The organism is Dolichospermum sp. UHCC 0260, from assembly GCF_009711985.1.
Taxonomy (GTDB): Bacteria; Cyanobacteriota; Cyanobacteriia; order Cyanobacteriales; family Nostocaceae; genus Dolichospermum; species Dolichospermum lemmermannii.
This window is the reverse complement of the sequence record NZ_VIKZ01000067.1, coordinates 1-20,981: the sequence shown is the minus strand read 5'-3', so window position 1 is coordinate 20,981 and position 20,981 is coordinate 1. Positions and strand designations below refer to the sequence as shown.

At 37.9% G+C, this 20,981-nt stretch carries 26 protein-coding genes; 18 read left to right on the top strand and 8 right to left on the bottom strand.

The genetic code is table 11. From position 1 onward, the window contains the following. Positions 1-308: 308 nt before the first annotated feature. The 10 genes from FJR08_RS20325 to FJR08_RS20280 all read left to right on the top strand — a co-directional run bounded on the left by FJR08_RS20325 (position 309) and on the right by FJR08_RS20280 (position 9,495). Positions 309-1,211: a peptidoglycan-binding protein gene (locus FJR08_RS20325; RefSeq protein WP_168634359.1), complete on the top strand. Its 903-nt coding sequence runs from the start codon at positions 309-311 to the stop codon at positions 1,209-1,211. Between the two features lie 612 nt (positions 1,212-1,823). Further along, on the top strand, positions 1,824-4,295 hold the full coding sequence (locus tag FJR08_RS20320) for an ATP-dependent Clp protease ATP-binding subunit (RefSeq protein ID WP_168634358.1): 2,472 nt from the start codon (positions 1,824-1,826) through the stop codon (positions 4,293-4,295). Between the two features lie 405 nt (positions 4,296-4,700). Further along, the gene (locus FJR08_RS20315) at positions 4,701-5,897 is read left to right on the top strand and encodes a DUF262 domain-containing protein (RefSeq protein ID WP_168634357.1); all 1,197 of its coding nucleotides are present in this window, start codon (positions 4,701-4,703) and stop codon (positions 5,895-5,897) included. A 16-nt stretch (positions 5,898-5,913) separates the two neighbouring features. Further along, complete coding sequence (locus tag FJR08_RS20310) at positions 5,914-6,978, top strand: MAE_28990/MAE_18760 family HEPN-like nuclease (protein ID WP_168634356.1); 1,065 nt, start codon at positions 5,914-5,916, stop codon at positions 6,976-6,978. 74 nt (positions 6,979-7,052) lie between these two features. Further along, on the top strand, positions 7,053-7,391 hold the full coding sequence (locus FJR08_RS20305; RefSeq protein WP_168634355.1) for a hypothetical protein: 339 nt from the start codon (positions 7,053-7,055) through the stop codon (positions 7,389-7,391). Next, positions 7,339-7,608, top strand: coding sequence for a hypothetical protein (locus FJR08_RS20300; RefSeq protein ID WP_168634354.1), 270 nt, complete (start codon positions 7,339-7,341; stop codon positions 7,606-7,608). The genes FJR08_RS20305 and FJR08_RS20300 overlap by 53 nt, the downstream gene beginning before the upstream one ends. A 183-nt stretch (positions 7,609-7,791) precedes the next feature. Continuing rightward, positions 7,792-8,349 (top strand): Panacea domain-containing protein, encoded by a 558-nt coding sequence (locus tag FJR08_RS20295; RefSeq protein ID WP_168634353.1) that lies wholly within the window; start codon positions 7,792-7,794, stop codon positions 8,347-8,349. Beyond that, positions 8,342-8,734 carry a hypothetical protein gene (locus FJR08_RS20290; protein WP_168634352.1) on the top strand — a complete coding sequence of 131 codons (393 nt, stop codon included), beginning with the start codon at positions 8,342-8,344 and terminating at the stop codon, positions 8,732-8,734. The genes FJR08_RS20295 and FJR08_RS20290 overlap by 8 nt, the downstream gene beginning before the upstream one ends. A 78-nt stretch (positions 8,735-8,812) precedes the next feature. Beyond that, positions 8,813-9,130 carry a Maf-like protein gene (locus tag FJR08_RS20285; RefSeq protein WP_168634351.1) on the top strand — a complete coding sequence of 106 codons (318 nt, stop codon included), beginning with the start codon at positions 8,813-8,815 and terminating at the stop codon, positions 9,128-9,130. Further along, the gene (locus FJR08_RS20280; RefSeq protein WP_168634350.1) at positions 9,127-9,495 is read left to right on the top strand and encodes an aspartyl protease; all 369 of its coding nucleotides are present in this window, start codon (positions 9,127-9,129) and stop codon (positions 9,493-9,495) included. The genes FJR08_RS20285 and FJR08_RS20280 overlap by 4 nt, the downstream gene beginning before the upstream one ends. A 51-nt stretch (positions 9,496-9,546) precedes the next feature. On the opposite strand, the gene FJR08_RS20275 is transcribed toward FJR08_RS20280, so the two are convergent. The 3 genes from FJR08_RS20275 to FJR08_RS20265 all read right to left on the bottom strand — a co-directional run bounded on the left by FJR08_RS20275 (position 9,547) and on the right by FJR08_RS20265 (position 11,065). Further along, entirely contained in the window at positions 9,547-10,335 is a 789-nt protein-coding gene (locus tag FJR08_RS20275; RefSeq protein ID WP_168634349.1) for a hypothetical protein, read from the bottom strand. Positions 10,336-10,430: 95 nt separating this feature from the next. Then, positions 10,431-10,847, bottom strand: a complete 417-nt coding sequence (locus FJR08_RS20270) for a PIN domain-containing protein (protein WP_168634348.1) — start codon at positions 10,845-10,847, stop codon at positions 10,431-10,433. Then, positions 10,844-11,065, bottom strand: coding sequence for a hypothetical protein (locus FJR08_RS20265; RefSeq protein WP_168634347.1), 222 nt, complete (start codon positions 11,063-11,065; stop codon positions 10,844-10,846). The genes FJR08_RS20270 and FJR08_RS20265 overlap by 4 nt, the downstream gene beginning before the upstream one ends. Between FJR08_RS20265 and FJR08_RS20260 the strand changes: the two genes are divergently transcribed. Genes FJR08_RS20260 through FJR08_RS20245 form a run of 4 tightly spaced genes read left to right on the top strand, consistent with a single transcriptional unit; the run spans position 11,064 to position 12,238 of the window. After that, the gene (locus tag FJR08_RS20260; protein WP_254435815.1) at positions 11,064-11,252 is read left to right on the top strand and encodes a DUF1308 domain-containing protein; all 189 of its coding nucleotides are present in this window, start codon (positions 11,064-11,066) and stop codon (positions 11,250-11,252) included. The genes FJR08_RS20265 and FJR08_RS20260 overlap by 2 nt on opposite strands. Positions 11,253-11,254: 2 nt before the next feature. Next, the gene (locus FJR08_RS20255) at positions 11,255-11,548 is read left to right on the top strand and encodes a DUF3349 domain-containing protein (protein ID WP_168634346.1); all 294 of its coding nucleotides are present in this window, start codon (positions 11,255-11,257) and stop codon (positions 11,546-11,548) included. A 55-nt stretch (positions 11,549-11,603) separates the two neighbouring features. Next, entirely contained in the window at positions 11,604-11,876 is a 273-nt protein-coding gene (locus tag FJR08_RS20250; RefSeq protein ID WP_168634345.1) for a hypothetical protein, read from the top strand. Beyond that, positions 11,873-12,238 (top strand): clan AA aspartic protease, encoded by a 366-nt coding sequence (locus FJR08_RS20245; RefSeq protein ID WP_168634344.1) that lies wholly within the window; start codon positions 11,873-11,875, stop codon positions 12,236-12,238. The genes FJR08_RS20250 and FJR08_RS20245 overlap by 4 nt, the downstream gene beginning before the upstream one ends. 130 nt (positions 12,239-12,368) lie before the next feature. On the opposite strand, the gene FJR08_RS20240 is transcribed toward FJR08_RS20245, so the two are convergent. The 5 genes from FJR08_RS20240 to psbB form a co-directional block, all read right to left on the bottom strand. Next, on the bottom strand, positions 12,369-13,124 hold the full coding sequence (locus FJR08_RS20240; RefSeq protein ID WP_015083192.1) for a TspO/MBR family protein: 756 nt from the start codon (positions 13,122-13,124) through the stop codon (positions 12,369-12,371). Positions 13,125-13,232: 108 nt separating this feature from the next. Further along, the gene (locus tag FJR08_RS20235) at positions 13,233-13,967 is read right to left on the bottom strand and encodes an HAD family hydrolase (protein ID WP_168634343.1); all 735 of its coding nucleotides are present in this window, start codon (positions 13,965-13,967) and stop codon (positions 13,233-13,235) included. Between the two features lie 126 nt (positions 13,968-14,093). Beyond that, positions 14,094-15,161 (bottom strand): 30S ribosomal protein S1, encoded by a 1,068-nt coding sequence (locus FJR08_RS20230; protein ID WP_168634342.1) that lies wholly within the window; start codon positions 15,159-15,161, stop codon positions 14,094-14,096. A 306-nt stretch (positions 15,162-15,467) separates the two neighbouring features. Continuing rightward, a complete protein-coding gene (locus tag FJR08_RS20225) occupies positions 15,468-15,572 on the bottom strand; it encodes a photosystem II reaction center protein T (RefSeq protein WP_015083195.1) in 105 nt (34 codons plus the stop codon). A gap of 97 nt (positions 15,573-15,669) precedes the next feature. After that, the gene (psbB, locus tag FJR08_RS20220; protein ID WP_168634341.1) at positions 15,670-17,196 is read right to left on the bottom strand and encodes a photosystem II chlorophyll-binding protein CP47; all 1,527 of its coding nucleotides are present in this window, start codon (positions 17,194-17,196) and stop codon (positions 15,670-15,672) included. A 453-nt stretch (positions 17,197-17,649) separates the two neighbouring features. On the opposite strand from psbB, the gene FJR08_RS20215 reads away from it, so the two are divergent. From FJR08_RS20215 to FJR08_RS20200, 4 genes are all read left to right on the top strand, one after another. After that, a complete protein-coding gene (locus FJR08_RS20215; RefSeq protein ID WP_148759883.1) occupies positions 17,650-17,904 on the top strand; it encodes a hypothetical protein in 255 nt (84 codons plus the stop codon). Then, on the top strand, positions 17,901-18,239 hold the full coding sequence (locus tag FJR08_RS20210; protein ID WP_148759885.1) for a type II toxin-antitoxin system RelE/ParE family toxin: 339 nt from the start codon (positions 17,901-17,903) through the stop codon (positions 18,237-18,239). Before FJR08_RS20215 ends, FJR08_RS20210 begins: the two co-directional genes overlap by 4 nt. Positions 18,240-18,505: 266 nt before the next feature. Then, on the top strand, positions 18,506-19,030 hold the full coding sequence (locus FJR08_RS20205) for a hypothetical protein (protein WP_168634340.1): 525 nt from the start codon (positions 18,506-18,508) through the stop codon (positions 19,028-19,030). Between the two features lie 344 nt (positions 19,031-19,374). Beyond that, a complete protein-coding gene (locus FJR08_RS20200) occupies positions 19,375-20,892 on the top strand; it encodes a glycosyl hydrolase family 57 (protein ID WP_168634339.1) in 1,518 nt (505 codons plus the stop codon). Positions 20,893-20,981: the final 89 nt, after the last annotated feature.

The window sequence follows — 20,981 nt, the reverse complement described above, 5'->3', positions numbered from 1 at the left end:
ATTTTAGAATGGAAGTAAGTAATGAGACAAAATTAATTACACAAATATTTGGACTGAAATCCGTAATGGACAAAGGATTGGTAAATAAATAATATGTAATTAATTCTGTCCAGGTACTTATGGAACAATGAACTACCCCTGGCTAACTTCGTTTGAGCTTACTGAGAATGAGATAATCAGAGCAATCGCCTATTTTCCTTGTTAATATTCCTTGTTAAAAAATAATAAAGGTTATTTATAGATTTGAAATTTAAGATAGCTTATTTAACGTGGTGCAAACAAAACACTTGAATTATTAAGCGTATAATATGAAACTACAAAACTTCTTGAATACAGAGGAAAAATGGGGTTACGAAGCGATCGCTGAAGATCGGGAATTGTCTCGGCAAGTTCAAGTAAGATTAATTGATTTAAGACTCCTAGAACCACCCGCTGACGGACTATTTGGACCAGTTTCCACAGCCGCACTGAAAAAGTTCCAAACCTTAACAGAAACAGGAGAAACTGATTTTCTAGGTGCAGTCACAGCCAAAAAATTGATTGAAACTAAAACAGAAGACCTGCCAAAACCTCCTTTAAATCTAGGAACTGATATTGCCAGCAAGATCATTAAATATATGTTGGCTAAAAATTATGAAGTATTCACCAATCCCAAAGAATACAACATTGTTTATATCGAAGGTATAAATGGAGACTGGACACTCAATAGTGATGCTGCCAACGCCTTTAATGACCGCCGCATTGTGATCGAAATCATAGATGGTGTCCCCAAAATCGTTGATCATTGGCAAGCAACTACTGAACCAGGTAGTAAATATACTCACAAACCCATGAATCGCAAAGGAGCAGCAAGAATCCAGTTTGGACAATACAAGGCTTGGAGAGTGGGAAAACACGGTACTTCCAATCCCCATGAAGCATTAGTTCAATGTGGAAACATCACTGTTTGTCGAGATTTTAACGAAGATTTCAAACGAACTGGTGATGAATTGGATACAGGTGATTATTTTGCCGTTAATCAACATTGGGGCTATGATTACCCCAGCAATGATATCAAAGGAGCTAGTGCAGGTTGTTTAGTCGGTCGGCTAACGGAAGGACACCGTGAGTTCATGGCTATCGTTAAGCAAGACCGCCGCTATCTTCAGAACAATAGTTACACTTTTTATACTACCATCATTTCCGGGGATGATTTATTACAGTCAACTTAACGCAAAACCTCATATCCAGTGAACAACCTGGTAATGGGTAATGTTCATGATGGCTACTTAATTTAATAGGCGATAAAATCCCCGGTTTCATCCTTTAATTCTGCCAGTGCGATCGCTCGCGATACTAACATCAAAGCTTTAATTAAAGTTTAAAGGAGTCTGTACAGAGGTTTATATCCAACTTCTGTACAATTCAAGACAAAATTTCCAAAATCTAACTTACTCTAAACCACAGTTGTGAAGATAAAATAAAATTTTTATCCTGGTTTTATATCATAATATTTTTTGTTTTAATTCTTTTTAATAAAAAAATCTTATCATTCATGCCGATTTATTGACATCAACACACATTTTATGATAACAATGTGTGTTTGGGACTCCTAAACAAAATCCCCACATCAATAGTCTATTGTTTGGATTTAGCCCCCAAAATGCTGGTAAAATCACTCTCCTCAGTACACTAGCTACCTAGAAATTAATTAATAGCTACTCGTTAACCTATCAACCTGTGTCATGGTAATTGGATATCTAAATTGTTTATACAGATACCCAAAATTTTAGCCTGTGCTAAAATCAGCATACCGGCACGACGCAGGTGATAGGAAAAATGCCATGTTTGAGCGCTTCACAGAAAAAGCCATTAAGGTAATCATGCTGGCCCAAGAAGAGGCCCGCCGTTTAGGTCACAACTTTGTCGGAACTGAGCAGATCCTCTTGGGTTTGATTGGTGAAGGCACAGGAGTAGCCGCCAAGGTGCTGAAATCAATGGGAGTTAATCTCAAAGATGCTCGCATTGAAGTTGAAAAAATCATAGGACGGGGTTCAGGCTTTGTAGCCGTGGAAATTCCGTTTACGCCACGGGCAAAACGGGTTTTAGAACTATCCTTGGAAGAAGCACGCCAATTGGGGCATAACTACATTGGTACCGAGCATCTGTTGTTGGGCCTGATCCGCGAAGGGGAAGGTGTCGCAGCCAGGGTGCTAGAAAACCTCGGTGTAGATTTGACCAAGGTGAGAACCCAAGTGATTCGGATGTTGGGAGAAACGGCGGAAGTTACGCCGGGTGGCCCCTCTGGTCGCACTAAAACCCCAACTCTCGATGAGTTTGGATCAAACCTGACCCAAATGGCTATAGATAACAAGCTTGATCCTGTGGTGGGACGCGCCAAGGAAATCGAGCGAGTTATCCAAATTTTGGGTCGCCGGACTAAAAACAATCCAGTTTTGATTGGTGAACCAGGTGTTGGTAAAACCGCCATCGCTGAAGGTTTAGCTTCACGCATCGCCAGCAAGGATATCCCCGATATCTTGGAAGATAAGCGTGTGGTGACACTCGATATTGGTTTGCTAGTAGCGGGAACTAAATATCGGGGTGAATTTGAAGAACGTCTCAAAAAAATTATGGATGAAATCCGCTCTGCGGGTAATGTCATCCTAGTAATTGACGAAGTTCACACCTTAATTGGTGCAGGTGCAGCCGAAGGAGCGATTGATGCGGCGAATATCCTCAAGCCAGCTTTGGCGCGAGGTGAGTTGCAATGTATCGGCGCTACTACTTTGGATGAGTACCGTAAACACATTGAACGGGATGCAGCGTTGGAAAGACGCTTCCAGCCTGTAATGGTGGGTGAACCTTCTGTTGATGAAACAATAGAAATTTTATATGGTTTGCGCGATCGCTATGAAGCACACCACAAACTGAAGATATCCGATGAAGCATTGGTGGCGGCGGCGAAATTGTCTGATCGTTATATTAGCGATCGCTTTTTGCCAGATAAAGCCATTGACTTGATGGATGAAGCGGGTTCACGGGTGCGCCTGATTAACTCCCAACTGCCCCCAGCCGCGAAGGAGTTAGACAAGGAACTACGGCAAATCTTAAAAGAAAAAGATGATGCAGTCCGTTCCCAGGACTTTGATCGAGCAGGAGAACTGCGTGATCGGGAAATGGAAATCAAAGCCGAAATCCGCACTATTGCTCAAACTAAGAGTAATGGCGCTAGTGGTGACGGTGTTGAACCTGTAGTTACAGAAGAAGACATTGCTCACATTGTCGCTTCCTGGACAGGTGTACCGGTGAACAAACTCACCGAGTCTGAGTCCGAGAAGTTGCTGCACATGGAAGACACCTTACATCAGCGGCTCATCGGTCAAGAAGACGCTGTGAAGGCTGTTTCCAGGGCTATTCGTCGCGCTCGCGTTGGCTTGAAGAATCCGAATCGGCCGATTGCTAGTTTTGTCTTCTCTGGTCCGACTGGGGTAGGTAAAACCGAATTAGCGAAATCCTTGGCTTCCTACTTCTTCGGTGCTGAAGAAGCCATGATTCGCTTGGATATGTCCGAATACATGGAGCGTCACACCGTCAGTAAATTGATCGGTTCACCTCCTGGTTATGTCGGTTACAACGAAGGTGGTCAGTTAACAGAAGCTGTCCGTCGTCGTCCTTACACTGTGGTGCTATTCGACGAAATCGAAAAAGCACACCCCGATGTGTTCAATATGCTTTTGCAAATTTTGGAAGACGGGCGTTTAACTGACGCAAAAGGTCGCACGGTGGACTTTAAGAACACCTTGCTGATTTTGACTTCCAACATTGGTTCTAAGGTGATTGAAAAAGGTGGTAGCGGTATCGGCTTCGAGTTCTCTGAAGATGCGACTGAGACACAATACAACAGAATTCGCTCTTTGGTGAATGAGGAACTGAAGCAATACTTCCGTCCTGAGTTCCTGAACCGGTTAGATGAAATTATCGTCTTCCGTCAGTTGAATAAGTTGGAAGTTACCCAAATTGCCGAAATCATGTTGAAGGAAGTGTTTGGTAGGTTGACGGAAAAAGGCATTGTCTTAGAAGTCACTGACCGCTTCAAGGATCGCTTGATAACTGAGGGTTATAGTCCTAGCTACGGTGCAAGGCCATTACGTCGGGCAATTATGCGCTTATTGGAAGATAGTCTGGCGGAAGAAATTCTGTCTGGACGCATCAAAGATGGCGATACTGCTCTTGTTGATGTTGATGAAAATGGCATTGTTCAAGTTAGTTCTCAGCAAACACGGGAGTTGTTACCCCAAGGTGTTGAGTCTTAGTTAGGTTTTTTAATTGTTAATTGAACGGTGGAGGATTTCGGTTCTCTGCCGTTTTTTTTGTTTCGCGCAAAGACGCTAAGGAGCAAAGGCGCAAAGAAGAGAAGGAGTGATATATTCATTATAATGAGTTTGATTGAGGAGTACGGGTCATTCCTACATCTGAGCAAATTGGGTAGAAATGCCACCATCAGAATCGGTTGATGATTTGATGAATTTTCCTGAGTTTTTGCAGCGTCTTAGTAATGGTAAAAGATTAATTGAAAGTGAAGAATGATTGGGAATTTATAGAAGTATGGATTGATCCTATGATATTATGATATACTGGTAATAATTAATGGTAATCTGTAAAATGATAGTATCAATTACTCTGAAACTTGATAATTAATAATATAAGGAATAATTACTATGATTGCAAATAGTCATTTAATTTCAGGTGAAACTTTTGCTTTTCAAGACAATTTAGATACAAGTCATAAATCAGCTTCAAATGAAGAAATTAATGAAAAATATAAGAAGGGTGAAATTAGAATTGTTACAGAACAAGCTCGATATCCATTAGATAGCATACCGACTATGCTTGATAGTAAGAAATATATACTTGATCCTGAATATCAACGTAGAAAAAGATGGGATAATGTTCGTAAATCTAGATTGATAGAATCATTCATAATGAATGTACCAATTCCACCTATTTTTTTATATGAAATAGAATATTCTATTTATGAAGTAATGGATGGACAACAAAGATTAACTGCTATTTATGATTTTTACAAAGGCAATTTTCAACTAGAAGGACTACAGTATTGGAGAGAACTAGATGGTAGAAACTATGCAAACTTACCAGAGCAAGTTAGAAGAGGCATAGATAGACGCTATTTATCGTCTATTGTTTTACTACAAGAAACCGCTAAAAGTGAAGAAGAAGCAGAAGAACTGAAAAGAATAGTTTTTGAAAGACTCAACAGTGGTGGAGAACAGTTAACTCCCCAAGAAACAAGAAATGCTTTACAAAATGGAAAATTCAACCAATTGTGTATAAAACTTTCTAAAAACACATATTTTCGGAAGATGTGGAATTTCCCTTTAGAAAGTGAAGGAGAAGAAAAATTACTGGAAAATGAATCTTATAAAAAGATGGAAGATGTGGAGTTAGTCTTACGCTTCTTTGCTTATCGTCATTGCGATAAGCTGAAATCTTCAGGAGTTGATAAGTTTTTAGATGAATACTTAAAGCAAGCAAATAATTATTCTGATGAAACTAGGAGTGAACTTGAAAGACTCTTTAATGAAACTATTGATTTGATTTATGAAATATTAGACGAATTAGCTTTTAAACCACCAATAAGAGAGCGTAATAAAAACCTTCCTTTAAAAATAGTTTATGATTCAATCATGCAGGTTTTTGCTGAAAAAATCCCATTCAAGCAAGAATTATTAAAACATAAAGAAGCGATCAAAACAGAGATATATTCTGATGAAGAAATGTTATATGTAGCAGAAGAAGATAATCGTTTCCTGTTTGAAGGTAGGTATACTACCAGAAAAGGTTTAGAGGCAAGAATCAGATATTTTCAGAAATTTCTACAAAGCTATATTAAATAAAGTTTGGTGGAAATTTATGAATATAGAATCATTAGAAAGTTTTACAAGAGAAGTCAATCAAATCAGAGAATATTTAAAACATATTCAATATGTAAATGATGTAGCTGCTTATTCTGTTCTAGAAACCGATAATCAACAAATCAGAAAATTACTGAATACTCTGAAAGATCATGATAGAAGTTTTAGAACAGATAAACGAATATTTGAATATAAAGCATCTATTATTTCACTATATGGACTGCTAGAAAAATATGTAGAACTCTGGATTAAAGAATATCTTGATTCCCTATCTAATGTAGTACCTGAATATAATAAAATAGATCAGAAAATTAGAGATAATCATTTTGAGCTTTCTTTAAAATTGATTAATACTATTACCACTAGGGAAACTGCCAAATATCAGCATCTTACAAAAGAGGAAGTGCTAAAGAAACTTAATGATTGTATAGTCAATCCTACCAAATATCAAATTAATACAGATGCTTTTGTTCTTTTGTCAGGTAATTTAAAACATAATAAAATTGTAGAGTTATTCAACAAGTTAAATTTGGATTTGAATGATGAATTGTTAAAAAATGAAGAACTTAAAAATGAAATTGGTTTAAACCAAAATACTATTTCTAGAATAGAAAAGGATATTTTGTATAATAAAATAAATGATTTGGTTGAAAGAAGAAACCAAATTGCTCATGGTTCAGAAGAAGTAGATGATATCCTCAGCATATCTGAATTAGAACCGTATATTCAGTTTTTAGATAAATATTGTCAAGCTATTTTTCAGACATTATTTGAAGAACTTATCAAACAAGAATCAATACATATTTTTGAAAAAATAGAAAATGTGATTAATACTTATGGTAATAAAGTATTGGCATTTGAACTTGAAAATTATACTATAAAAGTTGGAGATATGCTAATTGTTGAAACTAAAGAAGGGCAATTTTATAAAAAGCCTATTCTAACAATTCAATTAAAGAACGAATCATATCAAGAACTTACAGTTTTAGAAAAAACAAATATTGGTGTTAGCGTTGAGCCTAAAATAAAAGATAATCAAACATTTTACATAATCAAAAAATAGTGCGATCGCTAAGATTACTGAAGGTATAGATATTAGTTAGCTGATGGTGGAGGGTGTGCGATTGTGCAGAACGCATGAGCGGAATTAATCGTCAAATCACCCTTGACGTTAGACATATTGCCAAGCATTTACCAGGAACACCACAAATGCAAAGACTTCTCAGAAAAGGAATTGCCGCTCATGTATTTAACGATGAAAATACCATGAATCAAGTTGCTCAGTGCATAATAGAAAAAGGTGAGTTTATCGGCACTGTTCGAGATTATGAGCGCTATGGAATGTTTTTTACTGAACCAATAGGTTATAGAATTAGTCCAGATGGTAGTAGTATTCCACTTTACTATGGGGAGATAAAAATCAATGCAGAGAACCAATACCACGTCATACCCCGCACCAGACCTAGTGAAGAATAACTGGGAATTTACAGAAGTATGGATAGATCCGATGTTATCACCTCCATACATTCTGTTATTACTTTGCGACAGTGAAGGAAATTGTCGAATTTATGATCCAAAACAAGGTGATAAGGTTGTATTTTCTAGTAATGATTATGAAACTGCCAAGTTATGGTTACTAGAAGATGAGTATGAACCATTTAAAGGTAGACTTTTAGCTGAAGAATTGGTGTAAGTTAGTAGATTTTTTGTTTCGCGCAAAGACGCTAAGGAGCAAAGACGCAGAGAGGAGAAGGGAAAAGATTAAAGTTGAAATAAACTGAGTAATGATATAGTCTGAGATTTGTATAATAAATTTTCGCGTTTTCAGATCAAGATTTATAATATAGATGTACTACACTGCTTCTCAAGGATAATTATGCCTATCCAGTTTCGGTTTCACCCAGAAAAAGCTGTAGAAGCCGCAGCTATACTTATGAAGCTGCATGGTAAGCCTATCAAATATTTAGGTTTGCTAAAAATGCTCTATATAGCTGATCGTATTGCATTAGAAAGAATAGAACAGCCAATTACAGGTGATCACTATGTATCAATGAAATATGGTCCCGTTCTTAGTGGTGTTTATGATCTAATTAAAGGAAAACCTGTTGATGATGCTCTACCTCTGTGGTCTGAGTACATTTCTCCTGGTGATAAGAACTTTGTTTACTTAGTCAAAGATCCAGGAAATGATGAACTATGCGAAGAAGAAGAGGAGATTCTTCAAGAGGTATATAAAACCTTTGGACATCTTGATCCATTTCATGTTGCTGAATGGACTCATGATTTACCAGAGTGGAAAGATCCTCATGGTTCTGCTATTCCCATTTCAGTAGAAGATATTCTGAAAAATGTTGGTAAAAGTCAGGAAGAAATTGAGGAAATTAGACAAATAGCAGTGAGGGAAGCATATTTAGATGAGGTGCTAAGTGTCTAGTATTTCTATAAACATAGGAGATGTATTTTTAATTGATACACCTCCTAATGTCCAACATTTTTATGTCGCAATTGCAAAAACTTCTGGTAATAAATATTTATTTGTTAATTTAACAGACAAGAAAAATAACTCTGAAAGAGTTTGTGTTTTAGCACCAGATCCGAGTTTACCAAGTTTTATTAAAAAGGAATCTGTTATAGCTTACTATTTTGCTCGTGAAATGGATGCCAATGATCTTACTATTTGTATAACTTCTGGTAGTCCTATTCCCAAGGATTGTTTATCTGCTGATATCATATCACAAATTCAACAGGGAGGATTAATTTCTAAGAAGTTGAAGAATAAATATAAAACTGCATTGAAGAATTTCTTAGGAATTGGTTAAATTAAACTTAGTAATGGGAAAGGTTTACTTGAAAATCAAGAATAATTGGTAATTGATAAAAATGAGGTAAGGTGAATTATGAGTAATACAAAATCTGTGCGTCGTCGTCAACAAGGTAGAATTTTTCCAGAATTTACAATACCACCAGAAGAATTAGCAAAAAGGGAAGTGGAAAGAAATGCGCGAGGAGAAAAAGCGCGTGTTGTTTTTAATCGAGTTCGTCCTGAATTGATAAATGATCATTACAATTGGTTTATGGTAATTGAACCCAATAGTGCTGATTATTTTATTGATGTTGATGACAGTATTGCTGAAAAAAAAGCGCGGGAAAAATATCCTACAGGTTGGTTAGTGACTTTTAGAATTAATGAAACAGGTGCTTGCGGACGGATATGATTTTAGGTAATTTTGGTGAAGTTGGGGAGTTAATGTTTGAGATAGAGATTATTTCTGCTGATGAAGATAACTATCCTATTGAAGTTTTATTAGATACAGGTTTTACTAATGGTTGGTTAGCACTTGATATACAAGATGCTGAAATTCTAGGATGGCCTTTAATTGAACGTAACAGCACTATGCGGATGGCGCGGGGTGAGGCTTTTTTTGATATCTATGAAGGGAAGGTGAAATTAGATGGACAGGAGTATATTATTCCTGTTTTAGCTGCGGAAGGTATTTCTGAACCTTTGCTTGGTTTACAATGGTTGAAAATATTGCCATTATCTGTGAATTTTTCATCAGGAATATTGACATTGGGTTAAAAATAAAAAAGTTTTCACTCTTGATTGAAAAAAGAAAAAATATTTATCCAGTTATGTTGGTCTAATAAAAACTTTAACTATCATACCATCTGTAGTTTTGCTTAAATCGTTTTCAAGACCACGAGGATTTTTAATTCTTCTTTCTGGATCATAAACAAAACAAATGAGAGTTTTACAGTCAGGATGTGATTTATAACGAGTAATGTCTATAATTAATTGTTCTCCAACTTCTTTATCAGTCAGGTTTTCGCGTGTCTTCTTAAGTTCAATAACAATTTGCTCCTCTTTTAAAAGAAAGTCAACTCTTGAAGCACGACCAGCATAACTTGGAGTCCATTCTTCATCTCTGATATCATCAAAATATAAAGTTAGCAAAGCATGAAATAAATCTTGAACATCATACTCATCATTAATTTCTATTGTTGTCCTTTTACCTTTACCGTACCTGATTTGTATTTGCCTAGCAACTAAGTCAAATCTATTGCACAGAAGTTCAATCTTATTTAAATCAGAAATAGTAGGTTGATTGGTATTGTTTTCTTCCCAATAATCTTGTATGGTCTTTATCATTGATTGCAAAATTGCGCGATATTTTTCTAACCCATCTTTAGATATACCAATAGTTTGAGCAAAAGCATTATATTTTGGTCCATATCTTTCTGTGGAATTAATTTCCTTAAAACATTTTAAGTATTCGTAGTTATCAGCAAATATAACTTGAATAACCATTTTTGTGTCCATCTGCCACTGATAAAAATTATCACTCAAATCCAAAGATGTAAACTTATCAATAGTTTTAAGTTGAACTGTGAGCTTTTCAATTGCGTCTTCTTTTTTCATTTTTCAACCCTGATTTACAACATAGCTGCATTGTAACATTTGTGATCACTGATGCGAAAGCTGTCGTTTAGCAAAGCCTACCAAAGCGATCGCTTTTACTCCCTAGAAATATGATTTAACTCCCCAGGTAAAATCACTGGAAGTTCTGAATCTAAAAATCCAGACACATCACGAGTTACAATCACATCTGCCATTGATTTTATAGCACAAGCATACTGCACAGCATCCTCAAAATCTTGAAAATTTAAAGCTACTGCTGTTTCCAAAATATTTCTATCAACTGTGCAAATGTGTAAATCTATGAGAATTTGAGAAATTGCATCTTGAGCAACTTTTACACCTGCTGCTTTACGAATAATATAATAAATATTAGTAATTGTAGTAGCAGCAATAAACCCTATAATCTCACTTGCATCAATTTTTGCAAATAGCTTGACTGCATCTTCTACAAAAGGTTCTCTTTCTAGTAAAAAATCTAAAACCACATTCGTATCAATAAAAACTCGCTTCATTTGTATTTCTCAGTTAGATAAGTGGCATAATCTCCATTAATATTCTCATCACTAGAGATATTTGCAGCTTTAGCAATACCACGCAGTCGAGATAAATTACCCTTCTTTGATGGTGATATAGTTTCTTGTTGTATTGATTCTAATACAGTTTGTACCAATTGCCAGCGTTCATTCATTGGTAATTGTAATACTTGTTTTTGCAATTCTTGTAATGTCATGAGAAGATATCAAAAGTTATTCATTTTAATTATATATCAATTTAACTATATTATCATATTAAGTACAGGTGATCAACTAAATATTGTCACCACCACAGCAGATGCAAAAGCAGTCAGAGCCGCTTCTGCTCAAGGTGTGGATTTTCATGTATATATTCATCCACCTTTTCCTTTAACTGGTAATTAATCATGCAAATCACTATTTCATCACATCTACAAAGTACATATAAATTAATTCAATGTGCTTTCCCCAAGGGGATAGAATTACAATCTTATTTACCGCTTTTAGCATTACTCAGTGAAGAAATGTCAGATAGGAATTTAGCTGAAGTTGTAGCTTACTATAGCGGTAAAGATTATAGTCTTGTTCTCAATGATGTATATCGGGTACAGCCAGTTGATGTACCCACATCTGAAGCTATTGCTAATTTAAAGAAAAGATTGCTGATATGTGGTTATGAACAGTGGCTTGAGGAAGGATAAACTTGTACTACTAAATCAAGTATAATAAACCAATCAAGAAAAAGGATGAAACAAAATGCAAGCCATTCTCCTCAGCAGCGAAGAAGTCGCAAACCGTGCCAAAGAATTATATGAAAATGGCATTCGTCAACAAGTAGAAACCGAGGAAAACATCGGTAAAATGATAATTATTGATATAGAAACGGGTGAATATGCTATTGATAAAACAGGCATACAATCAGCGCATTATTTACGGAATAAAAACAGATTTGCTCGACTTTTTGGTATTCGCATTGGTTACAAAGTGGCTGCATCATTTAGTGGAGAAATGGAGCGTGATTATCCATGATAACTGGCATTATCAAAAATGGACGTGCAACTGTCAATGTTATATTTCGATTGCCAGAACAACCAGATTTTACAATTGAATTTGTGATTGATACAGGTTTTACAGAGTTTCTTTCCTTACCGACCGCAGCAGTTAATCTCTTGGGTTTTCCTTGTGTTTATGATATGTATGCAACTTTAGCAGATAATAGCCGTGTGCTTTTACCAGTACATCAAGCTACCATTATCTGGAATGGAGAAGAAAGAGTAGTTAATGTTTTAGCTACAGGAAAGCGTCCCTTATTAGGAACTGCTTTACTTGACGGTTATAAACTATCTATCCAATTTACAGAAGGTGGTTTAGTAACAATTGAAGAATTATAGTTTAATATTACAGCACTATGTTAGGCGTTTAAATTCCTGAATTCAGTGGTAGAGAATTAATTTTTCCCTACCATTTTTCATAGATATTAAATGCGGTCTTTTCTTTCCCCTCAATGTGAATTATGACTATTTATTTCTCCACAACAGCCAATTTCAAAGGATACAAAGGCTCAGATCCATTTAACTGCCAAATGCTGAACACCAATACAGAAGCAACAGTTAACCATACACAAGAAAAAGATAAAATCATTCCCGCTAAAGGAACAGTTTGCCAATAAATTGCTGTTACGACTATAGCCGATAACCAAGGTCCTAAAATCACCACAGGAACAGCCGCACCTAATCTCCGTTCTACGGTAAAAATCGTATTCCAAGTATCTCCTAAAGCCAGATGTACCACAAACAGAATTAAAGGTAATACCAAAAATTGGTGATTCATTTCCTGCCAAACTAATACCGAAGAAATTACTCGCAATACAGCAATGAACATCCAAACTATGGGAAATGCTAAAGGTGGAGGAGACCATCTTGGTCTAATTACCTGATCATAAGTTGTCCGAGAACGGGTATTATCTAACAGTGAAAAAATGCGAGAACGGATACTTAATAAACCAAAAAATAACGCCGTGACTAAAGTGCTAAACCAACTGGGAAAAGCAGAATTATTGTCAATTAAAATTACTAATTTTTCCATTCCCAGTAACACAAGAATCATCACTCCTATTTGCAGAATAGTTCCTAATTTATAAACTAAAACTGCCTTGATATCTAGTTCTTGTGTGTCCGCTGCTGATGTATTTAGAGACTGTTGTTGATTGCCAGTTTTTACCCCCATCACCATGTTTACAAACTGTTCAAGTATGCCACTATTATTGGATTGATTCATAATTAAGAGATAGTGAGTAGTTTGTAGTTAGTCCGCTTAAATTTTAACTTAATTAATTGCCAAAAATTTTCTGAATTGGTGTGTCAATAAATAGAACTAGGAAATCATTCAATCCTCAATAATCTGAATTTCCTCAAGTTGATTAATCACCACATCTGCACCTTTAACATTATCTGCCCTCCCAATCCAAGTAATACCAATACAGCCAGCAGCTTTAGCATCACGTGCCATTTGCATATCACCCACAGAATCACCTACCATTAAAGTTGCCCCTGGTGCTACTCCTAAAGTTTGACAAGCTTCTAAAAACAGGGCTGGATCTGGTTTACTTGGACCCTCATCAACTCCCTTTTCCAGTTGCAAATAATCGCTTAATTGGTGATTAATCACAAATTTCTCTACATCTTCAGTAGTGGCTGCTGACAGAATCCCCAATTTTAATCCCGCTACTGACAAAGACTGTAATACCTCCAAACTACCCACAAATAAAGGTGAGGGAGTTTTGCTAACATATTGATCAGCCTCTTCTAAAGCTTGACGGGCAATTTTCAAAGATTCAAACCATCCTCTTCCGGTTTCCGCAATATAGGCTGCTGCTGCAACTTCCGTTTCTTTGCGACTCGCTACTGATATTAAACCCGCTGGATCTAAAAAATCGCCATTAATACCAAAAGCCATTAACAATGGTTCACCAATACCGGGAATTTGCGCGTCTATTATCTGCGTTGCTTTTTGTGCCAACGTTATTAAATATGACTCGGAATCTTCTAAAGTCCCGTTTTTATCAAATAAAATTGCTTCAATATGAGAAAACGCAATGTTTTTACATTTAATAGTTACCATATTTTTCAGTTGTTAAAGAACGGGGAATAAGTCAATCGAATAGCCAATTGCCACAAAAAAAGAGGGAAAAACCCTCTTAATTCAATACTTTCATGATCTCAGTTGTAGGTAATTACAACTATCAATCTATGATTCAATAGCGGCTGGGATCTCTTCTTCAATTTCTGTTGCTGCGGGAATTTCTTCCTCTGCTACAGCTTCCACAGATGCAACTTCTTCAGCTACAGCTTCCACAGATGCAACTTCTTCAGCGCCTTCCACAGGTGCTACTTCCGCAGGTATAGTAATACCTTGCTGTTTAGCAAGCAATTGTTCCCGATACTTAGCTGCCATTTCTTCGGCCTTATCGTAAACCAAATCACGGTTCTTGATCATGTCACCGGGTTCAGGTTCTAACTGTTTGGTAGACAGTGAAATCCGTCCCCTTTCTGCATCCAAGTCAATGATCATTACTTTCACTTCATCATTGACATTGAATACACTATGAGGAGTGTCAATATGCTCGTGGGAAATCTCAGAAATGTGTAGCAGTCCGCTCACGCCACCAATATCAATGAAAGCACCGTAAGGTTTGATACCGCGAACAGTACCAATAACCACTTCGCCAACTTCCAAACGGTTCATCTTCCGCTCAACCAGCGCCCGACGATGGGAGAGAACTAAGCGGTTACGCTCTTCATCTACTTCTAAGAATTTCAAGGGCAGTTCTTCGCCTACCAAATCTTCCTTGGGTTTGCGAGTGCTAATATGAGAACCGGGGATAAAGCCGCGCAATCCTTCAATTCGCACTAATGCACCACCACGGTTGGTTGCGAAAACGCCAGAACGGACAGTAGCATCTTCTGCTTGCAACTGCCGCACTCGCTCCCAAGCCCGCATATACTCAATCCGACGAATTGAAAGGGTGAGCTGACCATCTTCATTTTCATCGGTAAGAATGAAAAATTCCCGTGTTTCGTTTGATTGTAAGACTTCTTCCGGGGCATCGACCCGGTTAATAGACATTTCTTGTATGGGTATATATGCTGCGGTTTTCGCACCTATGTCAATCAGAGCGCCGCGCGGCTCTATACTGAAAACTGTACCCGGTACGACATCACCAGGGCTGAAGTGATAGTCGTATTTATCTAGTAGAGCAGCGAAATCTTCGTGGGTAAATCCAATTTCTGTAGCGGTTAAGTTCTGATTGACCATGCTAATGTATTCCTGGGTCTAGTCTCCGTAAAGGTTTTGTCATAAATTCAGTTTATTATGTAAGTAGGGGGATGACAATTTCCACTTACATTGCTGTCTTATCCTAGCTTAGAATAGCTAGTCTTAACACATATCAACTTCCAGACATAAAATTATATCATATTTTGGAGTCAGGAGTCAGGAGTCAGGAGTCAGGAGTCAGGAGTCAGGAGAAGAAAGAAGTCTTAAACTAAAATATCCGTTGCTACTATCATTAGTAACAACGGATAAAAAGTCTATATTCCCTTATAAATCGGGAATAACTAACTACTTATCTTTCTTCTCAAACCGGGGGGGTTCGCGGAAGGCGATTGAAAAAAAGAGTACACCTATTGCTAGGGCTAAAATCAAGATGTAAGCAACACTTTCCATATTCTTCAGATCCTGCCTGTTGAGCCAGTAATTTTAGTTTACCAAACCGGGGAAAAAGCATGAAGTAGAAAAATCTACTTCACACCTGATCCAAGTTTTAAGCTTCCGTTCTCCGGCGAGTTGTCTTGTCACCCAGCTTCTGGAAAAGACCCCATTCAACTTGTTCTTCTTCAATTTCCACACCGGCAAATACATCACGGTAAATTGTCCGTGAACCATGCCACAAGTGACCAAAGAAGAATAATAGAGCGAATACAGCATGACCAAAGGTAAACCAACCTCTGGGAGATGTGCGGAATACACCGTCAGAGTTCAAGGTTTCTTTGTCAAATTCAAAGATCTCTCCACCTTGAGCTTTACGGGCATACTTCTTGACATCAGCGGGATCTGTAAAGGTTTGACCATTCAGATTACCACCGTAGAAGCTGACAGTTACGCCAGTTTGTTCAAAGCTATATCTAGATTCTGCCCGACGGAAGGGGATGTCAGCCCGGACAACACCATCTTTATCGATCAAAATGACTGGGAAGGTTTCAAAGAAGTTAGGTAGACGACGAACTGTTAATTCCCGTCCTTCGGCATCTGTGAATACAGCGTGACCTTGCCAAGATTCGGCAATACCATCACCCTTCACCATTGGACCTGTACGGAATAGACCACCTTTAGCGGGGCTATTACCAACATAATCGTAGAAAGCCAGTTTTTCAGGAATCTTTGCCCAGGCTGCGGTCAAAGAATCACCTTCAGCAACACTGGTTTGCACACGACGCTGAATTTCTTGACGGAAGTAGTCTTGATCCCACTGATAGCGGGTAGGTCCAAACAGTTCAATTGGGGTAGCAGCGTTACCGTACCACATAGTTCCGGCTACTACGAAAGCAGCGAAGAAGACAGCAGCGATACTGCTGGAAAGTACGGTTTCAATATTCCCCATCCGTAAGGCTTTGTAGAGCCTTTCTGGAGGTCTAACTGTCAGGTGGAATAAACCCGCGATAATACCAACTACACCAGCCGCAATGTGGTGAGCGACAATGCCACCGGGGTTATAGGGGTTAAATCCAGCCGGACCCCATTCTGGTGCTACTGGCTGAATACTGCCAGTGATGCCATAGGCATCAGATACCCACATTCCCGGACCAAATAATCCAGTTTGGTGGAATGCACCAAAACCAAAACAAAGTAAACCGGATAAGAACAGGTGAATACCAAACATTTTTGGCAAATCTAGCGCGGGTTCACCAGTGCGAGGATCTCGAAAGAGTTCCAAATCCCAGAAAACCCAGTGCCAAACGGCAGCCAAGAATAATAAACCAGAAAGAACGATGTGAGCCGCAGCAACGCCTTCAAATGACCAGAAACCGGGGTCTACTGCTGTGCCACCAGTTACGCTCCAACCGCCCCAAGATTCGGTTACACCTAAACGTGCCATGAAGGGAAGTACGAACATCCCTTGTCGCCACATGGGGTTAAGAACTGGATCACTAGGGTTATAAACGGCTAGTTCGTACAATGCCATTGAACCTGCCCAGCCAGCTACTAAAGCTGTGTGCATTAAGTGTACAGAAATCAGCCGACCTGGATCATTCAGAACGACTGTATGTACCCGATACCAAGGTAGTCCCATTGACTACAAGCCTCCAGGATAGTTATGTTTACAAGGCAATTTTCTTACTGAGGTTCACAGATGACGGAAACCGCCAATGAGAACAATCTCTGAGTTTTTTTATTGCTGATTTTGAGTTTGGCAATACCGACGCACTACCATAGTTTGAGTTCTTTTGTCAAGAACTAGCTGTTTGAGTGTTTGGGTAATTACTAAACAAAAATGAGAATATTCTAAAAAGTGTAACTATTGATGGAACGCTTTGCAAGGGTTTCTATTGTTGGGGTTTTATTGGGCGATCGCCAATATTCTCAAGTAATTTGGAATATAACACCAAGCACTATCTATTAATTTTGTCAATAATTATTGATTTAACTTTACGTTAATTAACTTAATCTGCAATATATTCCATTTAAAACACCTAAAGAAGCTGATCGCTATAATAAAACCAGTATCACTGAGGAAAAATCAACAATGTCCATTACACTCGATCTGCCACCGAAAATTGAGGGGCTGCTGCGACAGCGGGCTGAAAGCACCGGACAAGATATTTCGCAAATGGCGATCGCAGTTCTGACTTTGGGGCTGAGTTTGGATGATAATGATTTTTTTGAGGCTTTAAAGGGAATCCAACGCGGGCTTGATGATTTTGAAAGAGGGCAATTTTCGAGTTTAGAGGATTTTATTGTCGAACAAAACCAAAAATATGGACTGTCTCTGGAAGCATGACGTACCATATTGATTTCTCTAGTGTTGCGAAAGCTGAAGCAGATGCTGCCTTCTTAATTCTTTCTCAGTTTACGACAGGAGAACGCGCCCAAACTTGGTATCAAGGACTGATTAATGCAATCGTCTCCTTGCAAAAAATGCCTCAACGCTGTCCAATTGCCCGTGAGGATGCCTTCTTTACCCAAGAAATTCGCCAGCTTCTTTACCGTCAAGGAAAACAAACCTATCGCATTCTATTCACGGTTCTTGAAGACCAGACTATTCCCACGGTGAGAATTCTCCACATTCGTCATGCAGCACAGAAGACAATCGGTGAGCCAGAAGTAGAGGATTAATCGTCTTGGCTGCTATCCACAACAGCGCTTCGCGATCGCTGGTAGAGAAACTACAGGTTTTATTTTAGACTTTCTATTCTCAAGTGTTTGCGAATGGTTTCATAATTATCTGGAAAATTTATAGTATCGTTAAAAAATAAAATAGTTGTAATTCTTTCACTACCTGAGTTATTCCTGTCTAATCAATGGAAATTCTTGGTATAAATAATAAGCATAATTTCCCATAAATTAGCTAATATGATTAGGTACATAGCATATAAGTGTATATGGATATATCACAAGCAGCCAGCAGTATCTTACGAAAAATTGGGTATTTACTCCTTCACCTGCAATCGACAGAGAAAACAATCAAGGTTTGTATACAAATTGCTTTACCTGATGAACAAGACTTTTTTATAAATGTACTTGATAGATTGAACGAGAAGGAGCGAAAGAAGCCATTAGGCCACTTCTTGAAAGCACTTCGACTCAGAGCGGATTTAAATTCAGATGTTGATGAATTGCTTGAAAGGTTTTTGAACCACCGGAATGCTTTCATCCACAATCTCAAAGAAGTTCCAGAATGGAACTTGAAAACAAGAGAGGGTTGCATGGCTGCGGATGCTTTCTTAACCAAACTCCATAAAGAGTCTAAAGAGGTTCATTTGTTGTTTTTAGGTATACTCAATGCTTGGAAAATTCAGACAGAAAACGAAACAAGTGCCGAAGAGGAAGCTTGTGTTGCAAAGCTTTCTAAATACCAATCACCAATAATTAAAAGAAAATACAGGAATTTTCAGAGTGATTGCTGATATTTTTGGTTGGTTTGCTATAAAGAAACCTAACACTATTTCTTCCTTACTTTTACTTTAATCCTAAAATTTCTAGGCTAGAATTTGACTAATTACTTAACAGATAAAGGATCTCAATTCAATCAGCAAAAACAGGTGAAGTTATTGAAAGAGCCTTAATTGAAGAATGAAACTCACATTTACAGAAGCGGCATGGCAGGATTATTATGGTATAAGTTCGGAAAAATGTTGCTTTTTGTATACAGATGGTTATGATTCCCTTAAATTTAAATTGAAGTTAAACACAAAATTTTTCAATTTTCGGGCAAGATTGTTAGTTGTACATTATTTTTGAGGTGCTATAAATGTTTAAATTACCAGATAATCTCCCTAATTTACCCGAAATTATTGATGATCAGCCAAATATCTGCGGTTGGGAAAAAGAAGTGTTGACTGTAGTTAACCACGATGAACCTATTTTTTTACCAACGACTAATCTGAAATTAGCAGATATCAACGCAGTATTTGCGATCGCTCTACATATGCACCAACCCACTATCCCAGCGGGAAATAATGGTTTATTGATCAGCAATTTACAATATATGTTTGCCCACCAGCAAGAAGGAGATAATCACAATGCTGCCCCTTTTGCTAATTGTTATAGTCGCATGGGAGATTTTATTCCTGAATTAGTTGCACAAGGCTGTAATCCCCGTGTGATGTTGGATTATTCTGGTAATCTTTTGTGGGGACTGGTACAAATGGGCAGAAGTGATATTCTAGATAATCTTAAACGCATCACCTGCAATCCTACCTACCAGCCCTATGTAGAATGGTTGGGGACTATGTGGAGTCATGCTGTCATCCCTTCCACCCCCATAGCAGATATTAAACTCCACATTATCGCTTGGCAACATTATTTTGCGGCAATTTTTGGTTGGGAAGCATTAGCAAGAATCAAAGGATTTTCCCCTCCAGAAATGCACTTACCAAACCATCCAGATACCTTGTTTGCATTTATCAAAGCCTTAAAAGAATGTGGTTATCGTTGGTTATTAGTGCAAGAACATACCGTAGAAACAATTAATGGTCAGCCTTTAAATTATAAACATTTACCACATCAGTTAATAGCTCGCAATTCCCAAGGAGAAGAAATTAGTATTACTGCATTGATAAAAACCCAAGGTTCAGACACTAAATTAGTCGCCCAAATGCAGCCATACTATGAAGCCAAAACTTTATCTAAACAAAAATTAGGTGATGTTGTCGTCCCTCCCATAGTTAGTCAAATAGGTGATGGTGAAAATGGTGGTGTGATGATGAACGAATTTCCCGGCGGTTTTCAACAAGCTTGGGGGGATATGGTGCAAAATGGAGGAGGTAAAACTGGTGTTGTTGGTGTTTGCGGTACAGAATATTTAGAATTATTAGCAGCCGCAGGTTGTCAACCCGCAGACTTTCCTCCCTGTCAAGCAAGTGGACAACATCAAATCTGGGCGCAAATTCCTGAAGGTAATTATCAACCGGATGCTGTAGAAAATGCGATTCAAGAACTGAAAAAAAATCACCCCAACTTTCAGATTGATGGGGCATCATGGACAAATCATATTAGTTGGGTGCAAGGATACGAAAATGTTTTATCTCCCATGTACAAATTTAGCAATTTATTTCATGGGAAATTCGACAATTTATTATCAGATCAAGAAGGTGTAAATCTGACTCAAGATAGTCAATACCGCCAACTGCTATTACATAATCTCTTATTACAAACTAGCTGTTTTCGTTATTGGGGACAAGGGACTTGGACAGACTACGCTCAGGAAATTTACCGCCAGGGAGAGCAATTACAAGAAAGACTGGGAAGTTTGAAAGCCCCTGAGTAAGCATTGCGTAGCAATGCCTTATGTGCTTTTAGACAAGGGATGAAAAGCGACTCAGGTGGTTTTAACCACCGTCAAGATTTTGCAAGGCG